Here is a 21,687-nt window from a genome sequence, read left to right on the forward strand (position 1 = left end):
TGGTGAGCTTGTTGGTAAAGTCTCCGTGGCAATCGGCAATCTTTGCCTGAATGCGAGTGACCTTTTATCGGGCTTTGTGAAAGTTGGCAGAGCCTTTCTGTTTCTTGGAAAGGCGGCGCTGCGCCAGTGCCAGCTTTCTTGCGTGGTTCGCAGTGTGATGGGGATTACCCGACTTGACCCCGTCAGCGGTAATAACAAGATAAGTCAAACCCAAGTCAATGCCCGTGGTACGTTTGCTAACGGGCTGTAGGTTAGGCTCGAAACGGCACAGCATAGATACGAAATAACGGTCTGAGCTGTCTTTTATGATGGTGATTATTGTCAGTTCGCTGGGCAGGTCACGCGACCAACGAATATCAAGTGGTTGCTGGCTTTTGGCAATATAAATTTTGTCGTCTTTGTACTTGAACGCCGACTTGGTGAATTCCGCGCTTTGTCTGTTGTGTTTCTTTTTGAAGTCAGGGTACTTAGCACGACCTTCAAAGAAGTTTTTAAAGGCGGTTTGTTGATGACGCAGCGATTGTCCCAACGGAACGCAAGATACTGAATTCAACCACTCAAATTCAGGGAGTTTTTTAATTTCAGAGAGCTTAGAGCTAGCTGCGTTTTAGTTGATTTTTTGAGCGTCATGGTAAAACACATCGGTACGCCATTTAAGAATTTTATTGTACACAAACCGGACACAACCAAACGTCTGCGCAAGCAATTGAGCTTGTTCATGTGTTGGGTAAAGGCGTTGTTTAATGGCGATTTCTTTCATATCTCACAAATTACAGCATATTTGTGAGCACAAACGACAGCGAATTGGGACATGTTGACGCTATGCGTCAATCGCTATCCCTCCCCGCCATGAATGATGGGGTTTTCACGCGAGGTATTGATTGCTTGCTCCGACATTGCAAGCACTCCCGCTCAAAATACCCTTTATTAGGGTATTTTATCGCTAACTTAGTCTCATGTGGATTTGTGGACAACAAAAATGGCAATGTAAAACAATGCTACAAAATAAAGAGCAAACAATAACGAGCAGTAAGAAAAATCACAACATTACAAAACCAAACACAACAATTAACACGACTAGATTTCTTGTCGAATCAAACTCTCCCATGCTCCCCTACACTACCTAATTCCCACTAACCACATCCCTCCCAGAGCCGACAACTTAACCCTCAAGAAACAACACACCAACAAACAAGAAACGAAAACACAACGAGCAAATATAGCACAATAAGCAAACTACATATTGTCAAATGCTATTGTTACCATGAATACATTAATACATAATTACCACGCAACACTTTCGATTACCTCTGATGTTGAAGTGTGACCTCTATAAGGCAAATAGATATTACAAATCATACTAGGAGACTATCATGAACAGAGTCTACAAAGTTATTTGGAGTTATACAAATCGGTGCTGGATTGCAGTATCTGAATTAGGTCGCTCAAAAACAAAAACAAAAACTGTCAAGCTGGCAGTCATCGCTCTTGGGCTACTTTCAACTTCAGCTGCTAGCCTAGCAACTGAAACAATAACTGAAGACAAAGTCTATAATAGTAGCGAAACAGTAACGACAACTGACTACGATGTGGTTTTCGATAATAGCAACTTAGTTATAAATAATGGTGATGTAAAATACAAAACCACAGACCCGATCAGTGATATAGAGCTAACCTTCACTAACGGAAACCTTGTAGTAGCTGGCAATAACTCAAACCTCACAGTTGGTACTACACAGGGGATTATTTCGCTTGACGGTACAACATCAAAACTTATTGTTAAAGACGGCGCATCGATTAACGCATTCGGCCTTAACATACTAGCAGGTGAAGGAAAAGTAGTCGCTGATGGAGGCTCTTTAACTATTTCTGATAACATTACAGTCGGCCAAAATCAAGAGATATCCGTAACAAACGGCGGAAAAGTAGCAACATCAGGGGATTTAGTTCTAGCAAACGCGAATAATATAGCTTCTGGCGAAGGTTCAACAATAACAGCAAAAAAAAATGTTTATCTTGGAGCTAAAATATCCACAGCCATTACACCTAATGAAGCAAAATTGGTTGTATCTGACAATGCATCACTTAATGCACAATCTGTCATCATCAATGAAAGCTCATTCCCAACACCAAAGCCTACAACACTAGTAATTGGTGGTGAAGATATCGCCACTACTCCTGGTTATATAAACGCCAAAGAAATACTCTTCCAAAATGAAGGCGGAAAAATATTATTTAACCACACATCAGATAATTATAATCTCACATCATCAATAAGCAAAAAAGGCACTTTAGTTTTCAAGGGTGGGACTACAACACTATCTGGTGACAATAGTAAATTCAATGGGGAAATTGAAGTTAAAGAACCAGCCATAGCAAAGGTAACATCTCAAAACTCGCTAGGCACAAGTGCTATCTCATTAGATGGGACACTTGAAATAAATAGTAGTGGTGACTTTACTTTTACCAATAAAACAACCGGAACTGGTATGCTAAACGTAGATACCAGCAATAACTCTTTTTCTTTTAAAGATAGCGCCATAACTAACGGTTTCACAGGAAATCTTAAGCTGCTTAACACCCGCTTTGACCTTACTGGCACCAATACTGATGCGCTAGCCACCGCCGGTTTAATCGCCGGAAACAATAGCCTCATTACCGTCGGTGCAGGTAACCAATCCATCGCTCAGCTCGCTTTCGCAGGCGGAACGCTTAATTTCGGACATGTCCTTCCCGGACAAATTCAGGCCAATAACCACATTACGGTCGATAAAAAACTCGACCTAACGGGCAACGGCATTGTTCAAGTTGATAACAGCGGCGTTATTGATAACACCAACAAAAATATTGACCATAATCTCTCTCTACTTGAGCAAGACGACACCAATGCCAGCATAAAACTGGTTAGTCTCGGTCAAAATGCCACCCTTTCGGGTGACGCAAGTAAGCTGCAATTGCAGGATATGGCTGGCCAGTCTATCTCCAACGGTGTTCAACACACTGTCCAGCAAGATGGGCAAAATGTTGCCCAAGCTACCTATGATTACCACCTCACTACCGGTGAAAACCAAGATGGGCTTTATGTCGGCTATGGCCTGACTCAACTTGAGCTGCAAGGCAGCAATGATACCGCACTCAAGCTTGATGCCTCTGGTAAATCCGGCAGTGCCGCCACGCTCAAAGCAAAAATTACCGGCGCCGGCGATCTGCGCATTTCTGGGCAACCCGACAGCATCCTCTCTCTGTCTAACGGAAACAATGATTATACAGGTACGACCTATTTAGATGGTGGTACCTTATTAATGCAAGATGATCATGTCCTCGGTAATACCAATGCACTACGCCTGCTGGATAACACCACACTCGACATGAATGGCCACAACCAAACCGTCGGCACCTTAACTGCATTGACAGGCGCGACAGTCAATCTCAACGGGGGCACACTCACCATTGAAAACGGTGGTAGTGTGGAAGAAGGCGGCTTAACTGGTCAAGGAGCTATCAATATTAACGGTGGAATATTCGGTACTCTCGGCGCGAATAAAGCCCTTTCCGCAACCGTCACGCTCGCACAAGGTGCGCGCGCGCTACTTAACAATACCCTCGGTTTGGGGGTCGGTAACCTCGTTAACAACGGCATGGTTACTCTGCATCAAGCCGCCGGAACGCTCTACAATAACCTCAGCGGTAACGGTGCCATCGAATTAAACGACAACAGCAACATCACCTTAGCGGGTAACAACCACGCCTTCTCCGGTACCTTTGATATCGATGAACAATCCGCTTTAACCGCCTCTGCCGCTCAACAACTAGGAACGGCGCAGGTAAACAATCGCGGTAGCTTAACGCTAAATGCACAACATGACTGGTCTCTCGATAACCGCATCACGGGTACCGGCAGCGTTACCAAACAAGGTGCAGGAGCGCTGCATATAACCAACAATGCTGACTGGACCGGTGAGACCCATATCCAACAAGGCAATATGATGCTCGGCACCACAGATGCGCCGGTCACGCTCAATAGCAGCCACATCAATATTGCCCAACAAGGCATGCTCTCCGGTTTTGGCGGCACCACCGGTGATATAAGCAACAGCGGGACATTGTTCGTTGGCGCGCCAGCAAACAATGCGCGCATGCCGATCATGCCAGCCACATTTACTGTCGGCGGCGCCTTAAACAACAGCGGCACCATCGTTCTCGGACTGCCTGGCCGCTCCGCGGGTAATCAGCTGATCGTTAACGGTGATTACACAGGTAATAATGGTCACCTACTGTTAAATAGCGTCTTACACGATGACACATCAACCACCGATAAGCTGATCGTACAAGGTAATACGGCAGGCCATACCCAAGTACACATTACTAATGCCGGTGGTACGGGTGCACAAACGCTCAATGGCATCGAGGTGATCCACGTCCAAGGACAATCTGACGGGGAATTTAGCGCTAACCGTATCGTGGCTGGGGCTTATGACTATACCTTAGCCCGTGGTCAAGGGGCACAAAGTAATAACTGGTACTTAACCAGCGGCAAGCAAGAGGTACCACCAGTACCTACTCCGGAGCCAGCGCCAAATCATGACAATGATTTACGTCCAGAGGGAGGCAGTTACACCGCAAACTTGGTAGCCGCTAACACCCTGTTCCAATTGCGTTTGCAAGACCGCAATAGCTCCGCTGCCTATGGTGAAGAGCCGCAGAACACCAACATGTGGATAAAGCAGGTAGGCGGACAAAATCGTTGGAGTGACAGTAGTGGCCAATTAAAAACACGCAGTAACCGTTATAGCCTGCAACTGGGGGGGGATGTCGCTCGCTGGACAACCGGGGAATCTGGAGCTGTACGTCTGGGAGCCATGGCGGGCTACGGCAATGTCAGCAGCCATACCCGTTCATCACGTACAGGGTATCGTGCCGAAGGAAATATCCACGGTTACAGCACTGGACTGTATGCAACATGGTACGCCAATGATGAAACTCGTGAAGGCGCCTATCTGGATAGTTGGGCGCAATATAACTGGTTCAATAACACCGTCAAAGGTGACGAACTTCAAAGCGAGTCATATCGCAGTAAAGGTGTCACCGCCTCATTAGAAGCGGGTATTACGCACAAAGTGAAGTCACTGGATAATGGCGACGGTACAAAAAGAGATTGGTATATCCAACCACAAGCACAGGTTGTCTTGATGGATGTTCATGCAGATACTCACCAAGAGCATAATGGTACGCGTGTCACTGCAGATGAAGCGGCAAATGTTCAAACGCGACTGGGTGTAAAAACGTGGTTGAAGCAGACCCATACCCTGAAGAGTGGCCAAACAGGCGAAATCTTGCCATACGCCGAAGTAAACTGGTTACACAACCGACATGACTTTGGGACTCGCCTTGATGGTGTGACCGTTCATCAATCTGGAGCACGTGACATCGGCGAAGTAAAAGTGGGCGTAGAGGGACAAGTTAACAGCAGCATGAACGTATGGGGCAATGTCAGTGTACAAGCGGGTAATAACGGTTATAGCGATACTGCCGCCATGCTAGGTGTGCAATGGCGTTTTTAACATAAAACTGTAGTTATTATGAGTAACAAGCCCTGCGATATCTCTCGCAGGGCTTTTTTTATAATCAAACATACAACTACATATAATTAATCACTAGTCAAAGCACCAATAAAAATAGCCTTTAACATCGGACAAAGTTCACTCTCAGAATAGCTCTTTGAAAAATAAAATCATCACACCAGCACATTGCCATCGGTTTTATGACGAACAACGTAATGTGATATTCATCAATGAAAAAACAATGAAATTTAATATAAAAAACCTATCGGGAAATAATTAGCACTCTGAGAACTTTGGACTACATCTCGCAGTCCTTTTTTACCGTCTTTTTATCCCTCTATCACCTCACATTTAAATTCAGAAATTGTAACGCGCTCATCTGTACAAACACCGATGACCTTAGGAACAGATAGCCGTCTCTCACATTCATCACGAGTAAGTTTTGTTTTTGAAAAACGCACCCACTCTATCGGCGTACCACCGGGCTTGGTAATAGTCCCTGAAATTTTATACTTATACAAAATCCACCCCTAATATCAGCGAGGTTTTCTTATCGCACAAAAAGTCAAAACTAAAACAAAAAAATTTTATAGAAAGTGAGCGGTGAAATACACCATCGACATTCCTAGAGTTTGACATTTTGGACTGCTTAACGCAGTCCATTTTTTTTCCCCTCCCCTTTCGCCAATAGCGCAGCTCTTGCAGCCTGAACAGCAAAATTAGCCTTATGAGAATTTTTGGATCGCGTAATGATTTGCCAAATTAAAACAGATAAGTCATGCATAAATGAGTTAATACAAATACACACACAAACGGATATATTTATATCATCAAGTAGCACCGCCTTCCAGAGCACTCACGGTTACACTGTCACAAACGTGCTAAACATAGAAAAATCCCAGTTTGAGCACAAAAACAGGCTGAAATCACCGCCCCGCTAAAAGCAACAAATTAGCAACATAAAAAAGTGATGATCGGGAGGCGGAAAAGTGGATCTTTTGGCGGGTTAAGAGAGATTTTCGTATTGAAGCTGCAGAGCCAGATCACAAAATGACTGTTATGTTAAATAGAGGTGTTTTTAGGGAAATTTTCGTGCCAACAAGCACGAGCAATGTGAGGCACGGCGAAATGTCATGACAGGATAAAGCTGTGATAGAATGCGCTCGGGTGCTGGGACTGCTAGACGTGTTCCGGCCAACACCGAAGCCCAGATAGCAGAAAACCCCGACCCAGACTATAAATCTGAACCGAGGTTTTACTGTGATACCTAGACAATTTCATAGTAGCGCCTCACAACGTAGGAGGCAAGCTATGCCAAGAAAAGTTCTGTGTACACTGATTGTCTGCATGACAATCTTAACGGGGATTTACCTACTCAAAGATAGAGTATGTGAGTTCAGTTACCGACAAGGGCACACAGAGTTAACGGCAAAGTTTGTCTACGAAACGAAGTGAGCCAGCGGGGGCGTAAGCCCCCGTTTGGTGAAACTATGAGCCTGTCGGTTAACGCAGGTTTTTCAGCACCCATGCCTTCCAAACTTAAACAACAGCTTTAATCAAGAACGTCTCAATCGCCGTTCCCGCTTCAACAGCTTTAGCAATTGGTGCAGGCATACGTCCCTGCCCTGTCCACGTTTTCACATTACCATTGTCATCGAGGTATTCGTATTTCGGCGCACGCGGAGAACGTTTCTGAGATGGCGCTTTAGCTTTTGCTTCGCCATGCAGACTAATCAAGTCATCCAGAGAAATACCATCTTCGGCCAGCATCTTGCGGTATGCTTCCAGTTTCTCTAATCGCTCGGCCTCTTCCGCTTTTTTAGCTTCAGCAGCTTCGCGTAGCTCTTCAACGACAGTCGCTAATTTAGTGTGCATCTCTTCCAGCACAGAAAAATCCACATCACGAGCAAAAGCACGTAGGGAGCGAATATTAGTAAGGGTCTTAATGATTTCGTTGGTATCCATATTAGAAACAAAGTCCTTCTATGCAATAGGGTTATTAAATAGCAAGAGCATACCCATTACGGTATGGCCGTAAAAAGCCAGACTGGCTAAGCTCCACCAAAACTTGATTAATAATATCACGCCCGACATTACCAAAGTGAGCAGAAATACCGCGATGACTTGGACGCACAGTTTGCGTCAAAATAGCCTTCTTAATTTCTCGACATAACTGTTCATCACACTTGTCTGATTCAACATCATCATCCGCACACTCAAAAGCATTATCGTTCATCGCGTCTGTGTAGCAGTGTGTGCTCAGTGTGATTGAGTGTTCATCATTCGAAGTGTGTATTTCTGGCTCATTCTCACGCACCACACTTAATTCGGAGTCAGTGTGCATGAGTGTGGTTAAGTGTGTTTGAGTGTGAGTGCGCAATGCAGACAGAACAAAAACCAATAGCCAACTTGTTAATTCCAGCGCGCCCGCCGCAATGTAAGCGACATACATGCCATATCGGTCAACGGTAGAACTACCTTTAGTGCTCGCTTGCTCTTGAGATAGCGCATCAATCTTAGCCAGCAGAGCATTTACTTCATTAAGCGTTTTTTGAGACTTGGTGATCTGTTTTGTTTGTTGTTGCAGCACGGCCAAATTGCGCAATTCATTCACTTGATTGGTGTAGAGTGCAATTTGTTGGGTTAAACGCTGATGAACAGCGGAGTGTTGCTGACTAGCGATCACGCCAGACTCCAAGGACGCAACGGAGGCAGCAAAAGAGACCAGACTCAATGAAAGACTCAGCAGCAAAGCGAACAAGAAGGCGCAATAACGCTTTCGAGCCAGAAATAAGAATACAAAAGCAGGGGAGACACACTTGGTGAGGTCAAGCAATCCACCAATGGCCGCGGTAGTGATGGGTGCATTCACTGATTGCCCGATGGAGAACATAAAGGAAACAGTTAACCAGCCAGACAAAGCAGCAACTGCAACGGAAAGGGCTAGGCAAGCACTCTTCAAAAAGGTATTGTTCATTTGTACTATCCTATGAATGGTACACTTAAAACCCCAGAGGACTGTGGTAGGTTGCTGGGGTTTTATATACACCTGTGTAGTTGTGTAGTTGTGTAGTTGTGTAGTTGTGTAGTTGTGTAGTTGTGTAGTTGTGTAGTTGTGTAGTTGTGTAGTTGCGTATCCTAATCACCAAACTGCTTCAGTAAAGCTTTAATTTCCGATAGTGAGAGACTATCCGCATATCGAATCAAAGCTCTAACCATTTTTGATCGATCCAAGGGTCGGTTACCTTCTTCTACAACTCCTAAACAAATCTTGTTTAATGAAAAATTTGTTGGTTCATCAAAAGAAAGTTGAACTCTCTTAAAATTGTGTTTTTTATCTCCATCAACAACACCTTTATCAACTCGTCTTATAGTAATATCCTTCATTTCTCACCACTCAACTCTATAATTTCTTTCAGCAAACAACTAATCTCACCTTTAGCTTTAGAATCATTCCACTCATGAATAGTTTTATTGTTTGCGATGGATGTGCGATATGCGATTCTTTCGTGTATCACAGTTTTTGAAATAGTTGCTATTGATTCAACAGCTAGTAAAGCTCGTTTTGTATCTTTTAACTCATGACTCATTGGATTTGTGTGCGCAGAATTAATTACAACGAGAGTTTTTAATGTGCTATTTTCTTCTTTTTCAGCCTCAATTCTTCCCAGCCAGTACCCTAGCGCATTAAGATCAAAAGATGATGGTTTAACGGGAACTATTGTTAAATCACTTTCTCTCAATACGGAAACAGCCTCCTTAGAGTCTCGCCCCGCTACATCTACAATGATGTAATCAAAATGTTTTTCTTGATGCTTTAAATTCCTTACTTGATGGCTTAAAACTGGACATGACAGGCCAATATTTTTTCGTTCCTCAAAGAATTCAGTAACGCTTCCTTGTGGATCTGAATCCACAACTAATACTTTTGCCTCTGGATGTTTGGCTTTTAACGCTCCCCAAAGATGAACAACTAAATTTGATTTTCCGCACCCACCTTTGCGCTGCGTTACTGAGATTATGGGCATACTCCCTCTCTTGTGTAGTTGTGTAGTTGTGTAGTTGTGTAGTTGTGTAGTTGTGTAGAGTATACATTGTGCTCCATTGATAGGAAACCAGAAAGTAATCGTTACATGCTGATTTATACGCACGTATTACAAGGCAGGAGAGCAATTATTGCTTGCAGGATCATCAATGATCCTTTTTAAGCACCCAAATACGCAACAGGAAGAGTTTAGAGCCTTTTTTTTGATTTTTGCATGTCGGGGTATTACCAACGCATTTGGAATGCCTAGAGCGGATTGTCTTTATCTTTGTCTTTTTGAAAGCAAAAAAAATTTATTGCGCGCGGAGCGCAACGTGAAGTTATCACCATTGCTTGCAGAACGATTGTGGTAAAGCTGAGGACTGCTTGCTGTCCGCAGTTTTTCCACATGAGTGCTTCATGATTTTTTCGACAAAACCTTTTAAAACCTTTTTTTCTTTTAAAACTTAAAGAACTTAAAAATGCGTATTGCATTGTTTTTCATCGTTTTTTTTTATTAAATATGAGAGGGTAGGACGTGAAACATGAGAGGGTAGGACGTGAAACATGAGAGAATAGGACGTGAAACATGAGAGGATAGGACGTGAAACATGAGAGGATAGGACGCACTATCCACAGCTCGTATTGGGCGTGCAACTTTTTGTTTGTTGGTGAGAATTTTGGTTGGATTTTAGTCTGTTGTGTCTTTCGCGAATCCTTTTTGAATCCTTACCCTAGATCTAGATCGCATTTAAATATGAGAGGTTACTCCGTCAAACATGAGAGAAATTATTTTCTTCTCATGTTTAATGTGGTACTGTTTGTCTTGTTGTGATGAGTTTGGTGTAAATAGTGGGGAGAGTTATGTCATCCATGAAGATTAGTGCAAAAACAAAAATTAGGCATAGAAATGAACTAAATCAGACCTTGGCTCAATTACCTCTTCCTGCGAAGAGGGTTATATTTATGGCGTTAGCTCCAATTGATAGTAAGACGCCAATTGAAGAGGGGAGGGTTTTTAAGATTAGAGCGGAGGATTTATCCGCTGTGTCAGAGATTAGTCCGTCAGCAGCATATAAGCAGCTACAGGAAGGCGCTAAAATTTTAAAGCATAGTAGCTTGGTTCTTACGGGGGATGATGTTGTTGCGTTGGCTGGCGATTTGAATTTGCCCTATTCATCAAAGTATAAACCTTCGGATCTTGATTTATCCATTACAGATTTTTGTGCGTACTTTAAAAATGAGGGATTCCTTGAGTTGAGGTTTTCTAGAGCAATTGAGCCATACATATCCAACCTTATTGGAAATAAAAATAAATATACAACGCAGTTTTTTACCTCAACAATGCGACTGAGCGGGAAGCACTCTTTTTCATTGTATCAACTTATAAGAATGAACTATTCACGTTCAAAAGGAAAATGTGATTTTGTTATATCAATAAAGGATTTGAAGGAGGAAATAATCGCGTACACATTTAATTCTGATGGTGATATTGAATATTTATATCCAAGTTTTCCTATATTTAAGCGAGATGTGCTGAATAAAGCTATTTCAGAAATAGAAAAGAAAACAGAAATAAAAAAAATATTCGTTAGTGTGCATGCTAAGGAGGGGAGGAAGGTTAGCTCATTGAAATTTGAATTTGTGCTTGATGAAAGCGTTGAGGCTGAGGAGATTGATAGTGAAGCTGATTTGTTAAATTTGTTGAAAAATTGATAATTATTGTTCGCAAGATAGCGTAGGGCATGAAAACTCTCACCTTTTCATACCCTACTAACCAAATAGCCCTTGGAGGATTAAATGGCTATCACAAATCATAGTTGTTCATCAGTTAATAGCAACAACATTTTTTCTTGTGAGATGCAAACCCACTTATCTAGCATTTTTTCTGAGCTAACTTTACGTGAGTGTGAGGTTTTATATTGGTTTGCAATTGGTTGCACTATAGATCACATAGCGGAACTAATGGGGTTGAAGCCGCGGACGGTGACCTATCATCTGGATGGGTGCAAAGAAAAGTTGGGATGCACTTCTGTTGTATTATTGCGACCGATTTATCATTGTCGGTTGGAAACGGCACGTTTAGCTAAAAATAGCACAAAAAGATAAATTTCGACCTAAGAATTACCTTTTATCATTTCTTTGAATAAAAGTCACCTGTGGTTTTACCGCAGGTGACTTTTATTTCATTGGCTTTACCATTTCAACACTCTATTTTTAAAAGGTGGTTTTATGGGAAAAGAAAGTTCTAGTTTGGATTCTAACTATAATCGAGTTCATATTGGGTTTTCGATTTGTCCTGAGACGAACAGGTTGTTGACAGAAAGCGCTCAGCGTTCAAATCGGACAAAAAAGTCTGAAGCTGAGTTACGGTTGGCTGATCACTTGCGCAGGTTTCGTTCTATTTCTGAAGTCGATGATGTGACGCCGTTTTAAATACTCATGCCGATAATCGGCAATCATTGCTCTTTAAAAATTTAACAGCGACGAAAATCCAATCCTAAAGGAGGTTTATTCGTTGGATGAACGACGGGCATCGTGTCGCGCCTATGTGTAAAAAGCCCACTATCTGTAACTTAATTCACCCTATTTAGGTGAAATCACCAATAAGTGTTTAACCCAGCCCTTATCGGTGATTTCTTCTTTTGTTTAACTGTATAGAGAAAGGGGGCTCACTGTGCCGATGTCTGTTATTCGACACAGAAAATATCAAGCATACCAACAACAGCTTGAGGTATTTATTAAGCGAAAACGCATCTCTAATGTGGAGCGTGCGCTTAAACAATCCCTTGTCTTTGGGCGTTTTGATACGCCACCAAAACCTAAATCCTTTGCAACCATGCGCGAGTGATCACCTATGTTTGCATCCAAAGATCATCACTATACTATTGCAGGCGAATTAAATTACTTCTGCTCTGCCTTCTTAAACGATCAAGTAAGCTATCCGCGCCAATCCACGATTGAAAATGAACGCGATTTCACCCCGCACTACATCCAATCGCTGCAAGCGGGGCGCGTTCGGCGCCGTAGTCAATGTGTGGAAAAGGGGGGCTTATGACTACGGTGCGTTTTTATGCGTTGGTTATGGCCGCTATATTCTGTTGTGGTATCGCTTATATATTTTATGGCAATGCGTCCACAAAAGACTTAGAAATATTAGCCAATTCTGCCGAGTCGCTACAAGATGAAAAACTAAATCAAGCCATACGTGAAGCTTTGTCTGATGGGCACATTACTAATGCTGAGTTTAGCAAACTGAATATAATGGCTAAAAATATTGAGTTTGACATAAAAAGAGAATTAGTGGAGTCGAGAATTAAAATAATCACAGATGCATCAAAATAACCTTTATCATAGATACTAGCGTCCCATCCTTATTTTTAACAATCACCTAAAACTCCCTCTGTGTTTTTAGCGCAGGTCGTATTCGGCCTGTGCACACTGCCATTTCCGCTTGCGAGTGGAAATCGCGGTGTGCATTCGCACGCCTGTTGTTTTTATTATTTGGAGATAAACCATGATTGACATTGAAAATAATAAAACCTCACCTCTCTCTTCATTTGTTATGGCGCTCTGCATGACATTTGCATTTTTGCTGTTCTGCTCACCGGAGTTTGCTTATGCCGGTGGCCTCGATAAAGTGAATAACTTTATGGAGAATATCGCTGATATTTTACGGGGCGCGTCCGTTATTTCCGTTACCGTCGCCGTCATGATTTCCGGTTATAAACTTCTTTTCACTCAAGCCACGATCATGGAAGTGGGTAAGATTCTCATTGCTGGTCTGCTCATTGGTGGTGCAGCCGAAATCGCACGCTATATTGTGGGATAACCATTATGTCTGAACCCCTGTTTAAAGCCTGTACACGCCCGGCCATGATTTTGTCTGTGCCCATGAAGCCCCTTTTGGTTTCCTCTGGTCTGATCCTCATACTGGGTATGTGGGCGAACTACTTCGGGGCAGGGCTGTGGGGGCTGCTTCTGCTACTCCCCAATTACGTGATCATGCGCGTGATCACACATGTAGACGATGGCATGTTTGGCTTGCTTTGGCTGCGTTTCCTCTGTCGTCGCTACGACCGCACCCGCCGTTTTTACGGCGGGGCAACCGTCTACACTCCTTTGCCCTTTAAACGGAGATAATGTTATGGGTACATTACCTTCTGCAGTGGCACGGCATCACGCTACCGCTCTTGCTGACTTTATTCCGTACAGCTCCCACCTCGATGACACGACCTTGATCACCCGTGATGGGGCATTGTTACGGATTTTTCGCGTGGGCGGCTTTGCCTTTGATACCAAAGACGGCAACGAATTAGCCGCTACACATACCAAGCTGAACAATTTACTCCGCAGCTTACGCGATGAACGTGTCACACTCTGGTCACACGTCATCCGCCGTAAAGTGCGGCACCCACTGAGGGCGACGTTTGAAAATACCTTTGCTCAGCAACTGGATACTCAGTATCAAACGCTACTAGGCGATGACGTACTGGTTAATGAGCTGTACGTTACCGTATTACAGCAAGATGAAAGCATCATTGGCCGCGTCAAGCGCACCGCACCGACCTCTCCGGCGAAGATGAAAGCCTTACTGCAAGCGCGTCTTGCGGCGTTTGATCATGTCGCAGGGCAAGTACGCAACCACTTTCATGCAAAGCAGGAAAGGGACAATATGCCCGACTTTCCTCCGTTAGGGATTGAAGAGCATGAGGGGCGACGCTATTCACAGCCCTTAACGTTCCTCAACTTCTTACTCTCTGGGGAGTGGTCTCCGGTACCCGAGCCGCACGGTTTGATACATGATGCGGTGGGTGATGCTTGGGTCACGGTGCAGGGTGCTGCCAGCGAGTGGCACTTAGCGGGACTGGATATTAAAGAGTACCCCTTGGAGACCCACAACGGCTTATTAGATCGTCTGCTGTATGTCCCGTATGCCTTTATCCTGACGCAAAGTTTTGCGCTGATGCCAAAAACGCAGGGAGAAGATTTTCTCATTGCTCGGCGCCGCACCATGAGTAACGCCGGTGATGGCGCGTACCGACAAATTGCCGCGCTTGATGATGCGGTTAACGACTTAAAAGATGGGCATTTTTGTATGGGGGAGTATCACTTCTCTTTGATGATCATGGATCAAGATCGTGACGCCGTGCGCAAGCATCGTACTCATGCCATCAAAGTATTGAGTGATTGTGAACTCTTAGCCGTTCCCGTGAGAGTGGCCACAGATGCGACCTTTTTTGCTCAGCTACCGGGCAATTGGCGCTATCGGCCACGGGTGGTGGGGATCACCAGCCAAAACTTTGCCAGTTTGTCCCCTTTTCATAACTTCTTACTCGGTACCCAACAGGGCAATCCGTGGGGACAGGCAGTAACCCGCTTACAGACACCTTCGGGGCAGCCCTACTTTTTTAACTTCCACTACACACGCATCGGCGAAAACAACTTCAACAAGAAGATCGCCGGAAATACCCGCATGTTCGGTATGACCGGCTCCGGTAAAACCGTGGCCTTGGGGTTGCTTTACTGCCAAGCCCAAAAGTATCGCCAAGCAGGCACGCCTTTCAGCACGGTCTTTTTTGATAAAGATCGTGGTGCAGAGGTGATGATTCGCGCACTGGGAGGGCGTTATTTGCGCTTAAAAAATGGTGAACCCACCGGCTTTAACCCCTTTCAGATGGCACCGACACCGGAGAACATCACTTTTTTGGTCAATCTGGTGAAGCATTTAGTCACGCCACCGGATCGCGTGTTAGAGCCGATGGAGATGCATTCCATCGACAAGGCGGTGAACACCGTGATGCGCCTACCGCAAGCGTTACGGCGGCTTTCGATGGTGAATCAAAACATCGCCGTGGGTACCAGCCGAGAAGAGCAGCGTAACAGCATCAAACTGCGTTTAGCGCGGTGGTGTGCCGGTGGGGCATTGGGATGGGTATTTGATAACCCCACCGATCAACTGGATTTCAATGTTGCCCCCAATATCGGCATTGATGGCACCGCATTTTTGGATAATGACGAGGTGCGTACCCCTATCAGCCTCTATCTGCTGCATCGGATGGAGGAGGTGATTGATGGCCGTCGTTTTTGCTATGTGATGGACGAAGCATGGAAATGGGTCAATGACCCAGCATTCGCGGAATTTGTGGGTAACAAACAACTTACTATCCGTAAGCAAAATGGCTTTGGGATCTTTGCCACCCAGATGCCCGAATCCTTGTTGAGTTCACCGCAAGGCGCGGCGTTAATAGCCCAGTGCACCACCGAGATTTACCTGCCGAATCCCAAGGCCACCCGTGAAGTGTATGTGGAGCAATTGGGGCTAACGGAAAAGGAGTTTGCGTTACTGTGCAATCTGGATGAAAAAAGCCGGATGTGTCTGATTAAGCAAGGCGGCCAATCGGTACTGTGCTCGTTGAACATGCCGGGTATGAATGACGTGTTAACCGTACTCTCCGCCGGTACGGATGAATTACCGCTGTTTGAATCGGCGGTGGCCGATGCCGGTGACGATCCTGCGCACTGGTTGCCCCTTTTTCTACAGCGCGTCAACGCTGAGCGCGCCCGTAAAAAAGCGCAAGCGGATGCCATGCAGAGTGCAGGGCGCTCGCTTTAACCCTTCTCGTATTTCTGGAGTTAATCATGAAACTGCTGATTGTGGCGGTGTGCACCTGTCTGCTCACCGCCTGTGCTGCTACGTCCACTGGGACAAAACCCGACTATCGTCACGCCACTGTTGAGGTGATTAATGTTGCTCAAACTCAAACCCAATAATCCCGATGCAGCTCTGGATTTTGAGGCCAATAAAGCCGCGCTGTATGCCCGCTCTAATCGACGAGCATGGTGGGTGGCCGGAGGGGCGGTGAGTCTCAGTGTACTGCTTGGGGTGGCCTTAGCGGGGTTAGCCCCGCTAAAAACGGTCGAACCCTACACGGTGATCGTGGATAAAAACAGCGGCCAGACCGAAATCATGACCGTACTCCGTGATGGCACACAGGCGATCCCGGTGCAGCGCGCACTGGATGAATACTGGATCAGCAACTATGTGCGTTGGCGTGAAGTGTATGACTGGTACACCATCCAAAGAGATTATGACCTCACGTTGCTGTTCTCCTCCCCCCAAGTGCAAAGCGAATACAAAGCCATTTTTGAAGGCGAACAAGCACTGGATGTGCTGTGGGGTAAGCGCATGAAAGCCACGGTCAAAATTCTGAGCGTGGTGACAGATACCGATAAACAGATTGCCACGGTGCGCTTTGAAAAAGCCATCAAGGACACAGAAAGTGGGGGCGAAGGACAGCGCACGATTTGGGTGGCAACCCTCGGCTATCGCTACAAACCCCAATCACAACTCACGTTAGAAGAGCGCCGCCAAAACCCGTGGGGGTTCGAGGTGGTCAGTTACCGCGTTGATCCGGAGACCCTGCAATGAAAAAAATGATTATGGCCGGGCTGCTTGCTCTGCCGTGTTACTCGGCGTTGGCCTTAGATATTCCCGCGCAATCCCCCCGTGATGCGCATATCCAATACACCCAATACCGCGAAGATGATGTGGTAGCCATTACCGCCGGCATTGGTATGGCGACGCACATTATTTTTAGTCCTGGTGAAGAGATTGAGCAGGTGAAAATTGGCTTTGCCGATGGTTGGGAAACCGAAAGCGTCGGTCACCACCTGTTTTTAAAAGCGCGCTCGGCCAAAGCGAAAGAGACCACCGTGGATGAAGAGGGTAACGAGGTGGAGCAAGAGATCACCGTCCAACCCACACCCGCACAGTGGCGCACTAACTTATTAGTGGTAACCAATCAGCGTAACTATACCTTTTTGCTAACGCTCGGCAGCAGTGAGTCAGGGCGGCGCAGCAACACATACCGTCTGACCTTTGACTACCCGCAGCAGCAACATCGTCAGCAACAACAAGCCGCAGATAAGGCGGCGATCCAGCGCCGTCTGGCCGCCGCCCCCACAGTGAAAAATAACGACTACGTGATGCAAGTTGGCCGCCGTTCACGGGCAATCGCACCGGTTGCTGCCTTTGATGATGGCACCTTCACGTACCTGACCTTCTCAGGGAAAGGAGAGATCCCCGCCGTGTTTATGGTGGCCGAGGATGGCAGTGAAACGTTGGTTAATACCCATATCTCACCGGCTCGCCCTGATACGGTCGTCATTCAACGCTTGGCTAAGCAGTTTGTGTTGCGTTTGAACCAAGCGGTGGTTGGCGTGACTAACCGTGGTTTTCAGTATGCCCCAGTCAATCCGGCACAAGGCAGCCCACTTAAAGGGGTTACCCGTAGCGTAACAGGGGGCAGCGCATGAGTCAGGAGCAACAGGTCACCGCCCCCGAGCATGAATCGGATGCAAAAGCCGTGCTCAATGGGGGGCGCGGTGGACAAGCAACCCGAGGCAAGCAAGTGGTTTTCGTCTTAGCCTGCTTAGGCCTTCTGGGAGGACTGGGGTGGTATTTTTTAGCAGATAACCCCCCCGCCGCGCAGCAGAAAGAAGCGCCGCCGACCTCAACCTATGCCCAAGAGGGGCGACAACGACGCAGCGCGGTAGGAAAAACCTTCTCTTATGCCCAAGAGAAGCCCAGTGAGCGTAAAACCTTTGATTCGCCACCGGATGAACCCGCCACCGCAACCGCCGCTCCATCGAATAGCACACCAGAGACCGCATCTGAAACCCACACCCCAACAGACACACCACCGCCACCGGGAGGCGAGAAAAAAACGCACAGCGTCGTACAGCGCCGTGTCTTTTTAGATCGTAGCAGCTCGTCATTAAGCAGCAGTCAAGGCAAGGGCGGTAACAGCCAAGGGGGGTTGGGACTGGTACCGAAAACCCCAGCGACGGCGCAAGGTGGTGTCTTTGATGTGTTCGCGCAGCAGCAAGCGGCCAGTGGGGTTGGCCTATTGGCGGAAGGGGGCGGCGGTTCACTGGGTGCCCAGCTTGCACCGACACAGACGGATAGCCACGTCGCCGCCCGTCTTTTTAATCGGGACTACTTGCTGGCAAAGGGGGCATATATCGACTGCGTGCTGAATACCAGCTTGAACTCCACCGTACCTGGTATGACTAAATGCACCTTAACGCGCGACGTGTACAGCGATAACGGCGCGACCTTGCTGTTAGAGCGTGGCTCAGAGGTAACCGGCGAGTACCGCTCAAACCTAACCCAAGGGCAGGCACGGCTGTTTGTGCTGTGGGATCGTATCAAAACCCCGCACGGTGTAGTGGTTAATCTCGGCTCGCCGGGCACAGACAGTCTGGGCGGCGGTGGCGTACCCGGCTATGTGGAGACCCATTTTTGGCAACGATTTGGCGGCGCGATGATGTTATCGCTGATTGATGATGTGGCCGCTTATGCGGCAAATCGCAATAACAGCAATAACAACTTTGAAAGTTCGTCAGAAACGGCACAGAGCATGGCGGCCGAAGCCTTAAAAAACACCATCAATATTCCGCCGACCTTCTACAAAAACCAAGGGGAGCGCGTCGGGATTTTTATTGCCCGCGATCTCGACTTCTCCCGCGTCTATCAGTTACAGGTACAGCAATAAGATGATGAATACCTTGACTGTCCCACGGGCAGATACCTCGGTTTGGGCGCTGTTTGCGCCCTTATTACCGTGGTTAGACCGTGATGATATTACTGAAATTGCCGTTAACCGCCCCCAAGAGGTGTGGTTTGAGGCACACAGCCGATGGCAACAGGCCGCACTTCCGGCGCTGACGTTTGATCACTTGGAGTCGATGGCCATTGCCGTTGCGGCATTCAGCAACAATAACATCGATAGGACAACCCCGATTTTATCGGCGGTGCTGCCCGATGGTGCGCGAGTGCAGTTTGTCTGCCCTCCTGCCTGTGAAACAGGGACATTGAGCCTGACTATCCGTAAGCCGGGTAAAACAGCACGTACACTGGATGACTATCAGCGCGATGGCTACTTTACCCATTTATACCCCCTAACGGGCGCGCTATCGCCCGCAGATACGCAACTGCTCGAACTCAAGGCACACGGTGAGTTACAGCGCTTCTTTGAGCAAGCGGTGTTACTAGAGAAAAACATCGTGATAGCTGGCGGTACCGGCAGTGGTAAAACCACCTTTATGAAAGCCCTGATGGCGTGTATACCCCATCATCAACGCATTATTACCATCGAGGATGTGCCGGAGCTGTTCTTACCGAACCACCCAAACCGCGTACACCTGTTTTACCCCAGTGAAGCCCAACCTAATGATCCCGTGACGTCGGCCAAGCTATTGAAAAGCTGCCTACGAATGAAACCGGATCGCATTATGTTGGCCGAGCTGCGCGGAGCTGAGACGTTCGACTTTATCAACGTGAACGCATCGGGACATGGCGGCAGTATCACCAGTTGTCACGCAGGAAGTTGTGCGATGGCCTTTGAGCGGTTGGCAATGATGGCGATGGAGAACCCACGCGGACAAGCCTTACCCTATGAGGTGTTAATGCGGTTGTTGCATCAAACCATCGATATTGTGGTGCATGTGACCAATGACGTGCACTCTGCAGCCTGCTTAGGGCGACATATCACGGAGATTTGGTTCGAGCCGCAACGAAAGAATGCCTAATAACGGAAAAAGCCAAAGAGGATAATCCCCTTTGGCTTTCCCGTTGTCTGAGACGGTTACCGTTATTCAAATTCCATACAGCTAAGTACGCACATCTACTTACGCTACACATATGAATTTGAATACGCATGGGTAATGCGCCCGCGCATTTTAATTCACCGAATTAATGAATTAGAAGCATCCACTAATCACATCTTAATCATTCCGCATTTTTTGCAAAAAAAATGGCGCAGCGCCTTATGCACTGCGCCCGGTGAAGTCTTGCCGATGCACCGGCAAAGCACCGTGTTTGTTAACAATCAACCAGCAATCCATAAGGTTATAAGAGATGAAAAATAAAAATCAACGTCGCTTATCACTCTCAGTATTAACACTGGCCATTAGCGCCGCATTATCGGGACAGGTATGGGCTTATGCCGCAGGAAGTGGGGCAACTGACTCCGGTTTGCTCAGTACCGCTATCGGTGATGGAGCAAATGCCAGCGGAAAGTGGGCAACTGCGGTAGGTGAGAACGCCACAGTGAGCGGTGATTGGTCAACGGCTGTCGGTATGGATAGTAATGTCAGTGGGCAATGGTCAACGGCCGTCGGACAAAATAGCCAAGTGTCGAATGATTACTCAGTCGCGTTGGGGACTAGCGCAAATGCAACCGCTAACAGTTCGGTAGCGTTGGGTGCCGGTTCGGTAGCTGACCGTGATAAAACGGTTTCTGTCGGAACAGTGAACAGCCAGCGCCAAATCACTAATGTTGCTGCCGGTACAGAGGGAACCGATGCGGTTAATGTTAATCAACTGAATGCGGCCAAGAATGAGGCTATCAATTCGGCGAAAAGCTATACCGACAACCAGATCACGGAAAACAATAAAGTGATCAATCAGTCGATTACACAGGCTAAAAACGAAGCGATTACCACGGCAAACAACTATACGGATAACAAAATCCAAGAAAACAACATCGTCATCAATCAAAACATTGATGCGGCAAAAAATGAAGCGATTACAACCGCCAATAACTACACCGATAGCAAAATCACCGAAAATAATGTGGTGATTGATCAAAAAATTGATGCGTCAAAACAAGAAGCGGTACATACCGCCAACCAATACACAGATAAGAAGGTTGCTAACATTACCACTGAGGCGGTAACTGTTGCGAACACCTACACAAACCAACAAATTGCTGATAACAACAAGTATATCGGTCAGCACATCTCCGCAGCGAAGAACGAAGCGATCACCGCGTCACGTCACTATACCGACCAACGATTTAATGCTCTGAACAACAAGATGGATCAGGCGCATGAAAAATTAAATGCCGGTATTGCTGGCGTTTCTGCGATTGCGTCAATTCCATATATTGGCGGCTATAAATTCTCTTACGGTTTAGGTGTGGGTAATTATGCCAATGGCAATGCCATTGCCGCAGGTGTGCAATATAAGCCTGCGGACAATGTACAACTGCGCCTTAATGTTTCGTGGGATTCATCTGATAACGCGGTTGTCGG

The 21,687-nt window shown here is 46.4% G+C and carries 22 protein-coding genes; 15 read left to right on the top strand and 7 right to left on the bottom strand.

Annotated features, from left to right (window positions below):
- Positions 1 to 64: 64 nt before the first annotated feature.
- Together LQ901_RS16935 and LQ901_RS16940 are read right to left on the bottom strand one after the other, a co-directional pair.
- Positions 65 to 553: an RNA-guided endonuclease InsQ/TnpB family protein gene (locus LQ901_RS16935; RefSeq protein ID WP_370635691.1), complete on the bottom strand. Its 489-nt coding sequence runs from the start codon at positions 551 to 553 to the stop codon at positions 65 to 67.
- 54 nt (positions 554 to 607) lie between these two features.
- Positions 608 to 760 carry a helix-turn-helix domain-containing protein gene (locus LQ901_RS16940; protein WP_370635692.1) on the bottom strand — a complete coding sequence of 51 codons (153 nt, stop codon included), beginning with the start codon at positions 758 to 760 and terminating at the stop codon, positions 608 to 610.
- Between the two features lie 613 nt (positions 761 to 1,373).
- Between LQ901_RS16940 and LQ901_RS16385 the strand changes: the two genes are divergently transcribed.
- Positions 1,374 to 5,561, top strand: coding sequence for an autotransporter outer membrane beta-barrel domain-containing protein (locus tag LQ901_RS16385; RefSeq protein WP_233672463.1), 4,188 nt, complete (start codon positions 1,374 to 1,376; stop codon positions 5,559 to 5,561).
- Between the two features lie 329 nt (positions 5,562 to 5,890).
- On the opposite strand, the gene LQ901_RS16390 is transcribed toward LQ901_RS16385, so the two are convergent.
- Positions 5,891 to 6,082, bottom strand: a complete 192-nt coding sequence (locus tag LQ901_RS16390; RefSeq protein WP_255698598.1) for a DUF1187 family protein — start codon at positions 6,080 to 6,082, stop codon at positions 5,891 to 5,893.
- 790 nt (positions 6,083 to 6,872) lie between these two features.
- Between LQ901_RS16390 and LQ901_RS16395 the strand changes: the two genes are divergently transcribed.
- Positions 6,873 to 7,016, top strand: coding sequence for a Hok/Gef family protein (locus LQ901_RS16395; protein ID WP_152136646.1), 144 nt, complete (start codon positions 6,873 to 6,875; stop codon positions 7,014 to 7,016).
- An 84-nt stretch (positions 7,017 to 7,100) separates the two neighbouring features.
- On the opposite strand, the gene LQ901_RS16400 is transcribed toward LQ901_RS16395, so the two are convergent.
- The 4 genes from LQ901_RS16400 to LQ901_RS16415 form a co-directional block, all read right to left on the bottom strand.
- Complete coding sequence (locus tag LQ901_RS16400) at positions 7,101 to 7,526, bottom strand: H-NS family nucleoid-associated regulatory protein (protein WP_233672464.1); 426 nt, start codon at positions 7,524 to 7,526, stop codon at positions 7,101 to 7,103.
- A gap of 34 nt (positions 7,527 to 7,560) precedes the next feature.
- Positions 7,561 to 8,538 carry a hypothetical protein gene (locus tag LQ901_RS16405; RefSeq protein ID WP_233672465.1) on the bottom strand — a complete coding sequence of 326 codons (978 nt, stop codon included), beginning with the start codon at positions 8,536 to 8,538 and terminating at the stop codon, positions 7,561 to 7,563.
- A gap of 161 nt (positions 8,539 to 8,699) precedes the next feature.
- A complete protein-coding gene (locus LQ901_RS16410) occupies positions 8,700 to 8,948 on the bottom strand; it encodes a hypothetical protein (protein ID WP_152136622.1) in 249 nt (82 codons plus the stop codon).
- Positions 8,945 to 9,589: an AAA family ATPase gene (locus LQ901_RS16415; protein ID WP_152136621.1), complete on the bottom strand. Its 645-nt coding sequence runs from the start codon at positions 9,587 to 9,589 to the stop codon at positions 8,945 to 8,947. The genes LQ901_RS16410 and LQ901_RS16415 overlap by 4 nt, the downstream gene beginning before the upstream one ends.
- A gap of 860 nt (positions 9,590 to 10,449) precedes the next feature.
- Here LQ901_RS16415 and LQ901_RS16420 point away from each other — a divergent pair.
- From LQ901_RS16420 to LQ901_RS16840, 13 genes are all read left to right on the top strand, one after another.
- On the top strand, positions 10,450 to 11,301 hold the full coding sequence (locus LQ901_RS16420) for a replication initiation protein (protein WP_304610501.1): 852 nt from the start codon (positions 10,450 to 10,452) through the stop codon (positions 11,299 to 11,301).
- A gap of 144 nt (positions 11,302 to 11,445) precedes the next feature.
- Positions 11,446 to 11,694 (top strand): helix-turn-helix transcriptional regulator, encoded by a 249-nt coding sequence (locus LQ901_RS16945; RefSeq protein ID WP_370635694.1) that lies wholly within the window; start codon positions 11,446 to 11,448, stop codon positions 11,692 to 11,694.
- A 123-nt stretch (positions 11,695 to 11,817) separates the two neighbouring features.
- Positions 11,818 to 12,021: a TraY domain-containing protein gene (locus tag LQ901_RS16425; protein ID WP_152136711.1), complete on the top strand. Its 204-nt coding sequence runs from the start codon at positions 11,818 to 11,820 to the stop codon at positions 12,019 to 12,021.
- Between the two features lie 618 nt (positions 12,022 to 12,639).
- Positions 12,640 to 12,930, top strand: coding sequence for a hypothetical protein (locus tag LQ901_RS16430; protein ID WP_152136712.1), 291 nt, complete (start codon positions 12,640 to 12,642; stop codon positions 12,928 to 12,930).
- A gap of 172 nt (positions 12,931 to 13,102) precedes the next feature.
- Complete coding sequence (locus LQ901_RS16435; protein ID WP_152136713.1) at positions 13,103 to 13,417, top strand: TrbC/VirB2 family protein; 315 nt, start codon at positions 13,103 to 13,105, stop codon at positions 13,415 to 13,417.
- Between the two features lie 5 nt (positions 13,418 to 13,422).
- A complete protein-coding gene (locus tag LQ901_RS16440; protein ID WP_233672466.1) occupies positions 13,423 to 13,728 on the top strand; it encodes a type IV secretion system protein VirB3 in 306 nt (101 codons plus the stop codon).
- 4 nt (positions 13,729 to 13,732) lie between these two features.
- Entirely contained in the window at positions 13,733 to 16,201 is a 2,469-nt protein-coding gene (locus LQ901_RS16445) for a VirB4 family type IV secretion/conjugal transfer ATPase (protein WP_233672467.1), read from the top strand.
- Positions 16,202 to 16,227: 26 nt separating this feature from the next.
- The gene (locus LQ901_RS16800) at positions 16,228 to 16,359 is read left to right on the top strand and encodes a hypothetical protein (RefSeq protein ID WP_255698599.1); all 132 of its coding nucleotides are present in this window, start codon (positions 16,228 to 16,230) and stop codon (positions 16,357 to 16,359) included.
- Complete coding sequence (locus LQ901_RS16450) at positions 16,334 to 17,017, top strand: virB8 family protein (RefSeq protein WP_233672468.1); 684 nt, start codon at positions 16,334 to 16,336, stop codon at positions 17,015 to 17,017. Before LQ901_RS16800 ends, LQ901_RS16450 begins: the two co-directional genes overlap by 26 nt.
- Positions 17,014 to 17,904, top strand: coding sequence for a P-type conjugative transfer protein VirB9 (gene virB9 / locus LQ901_RS16455; RefSeq protein ID WP_233672469.1), 891 nt, complete (start codon positions 17,014 to 17,016; stop codon positions 17,902 to 17,904). Before LQ901_RS16450 ends, virB9 begins: the two co-directional genes overlap by 4 nt.
- Entirely contained in the window at positions 17,901 to 19,145 is a 1,245-nt protein-coding gene (gene virB10, locus LQ901_RS16460) for a type IV secretion system protein VirB10 (RefSeq protein WP_233672470.1), read from the top strand. Before virB9 ends, virB10 begins: the two co-directional genes overlap by 4 nt.
- Before the next feature lies 1 nt (position 19,146).
- The gene (gene virB11 / locus LQ901_RS16465) at positions 19,147 to 20,181 is read left to right on the top strand and encodes a P-type DNA transfer ATPase VirB11 (RefSeq protein ID WP_233672471.1); all 1,035 of its coding nucleotides are present in this window, start codon (positions 19,147 to 19,149) and stop codon (positions 20,179 to 20,181) included.
- Between the two features lie 328 nt (positions 20,182 to 20,509).
- On the top strand, positions 20,510 to 21,687 hold a 1,178-nt coding region (locus LQ901_RS16840; protein ID WP_304610502.1), incomplete at its 3' end, for a YadA-like family protein.

It is taken from the genome of Plesiomonas sp. PI-19 (assembly GCF_021368255.1).
Taxonomy (GTDB): domain Bacteria; phylum Pseudomonadota; class Gammaproteobacteria; order Enterobacterales; family CAMTGL01; genus Plesiomonas; species Plesiomonas shigelloides.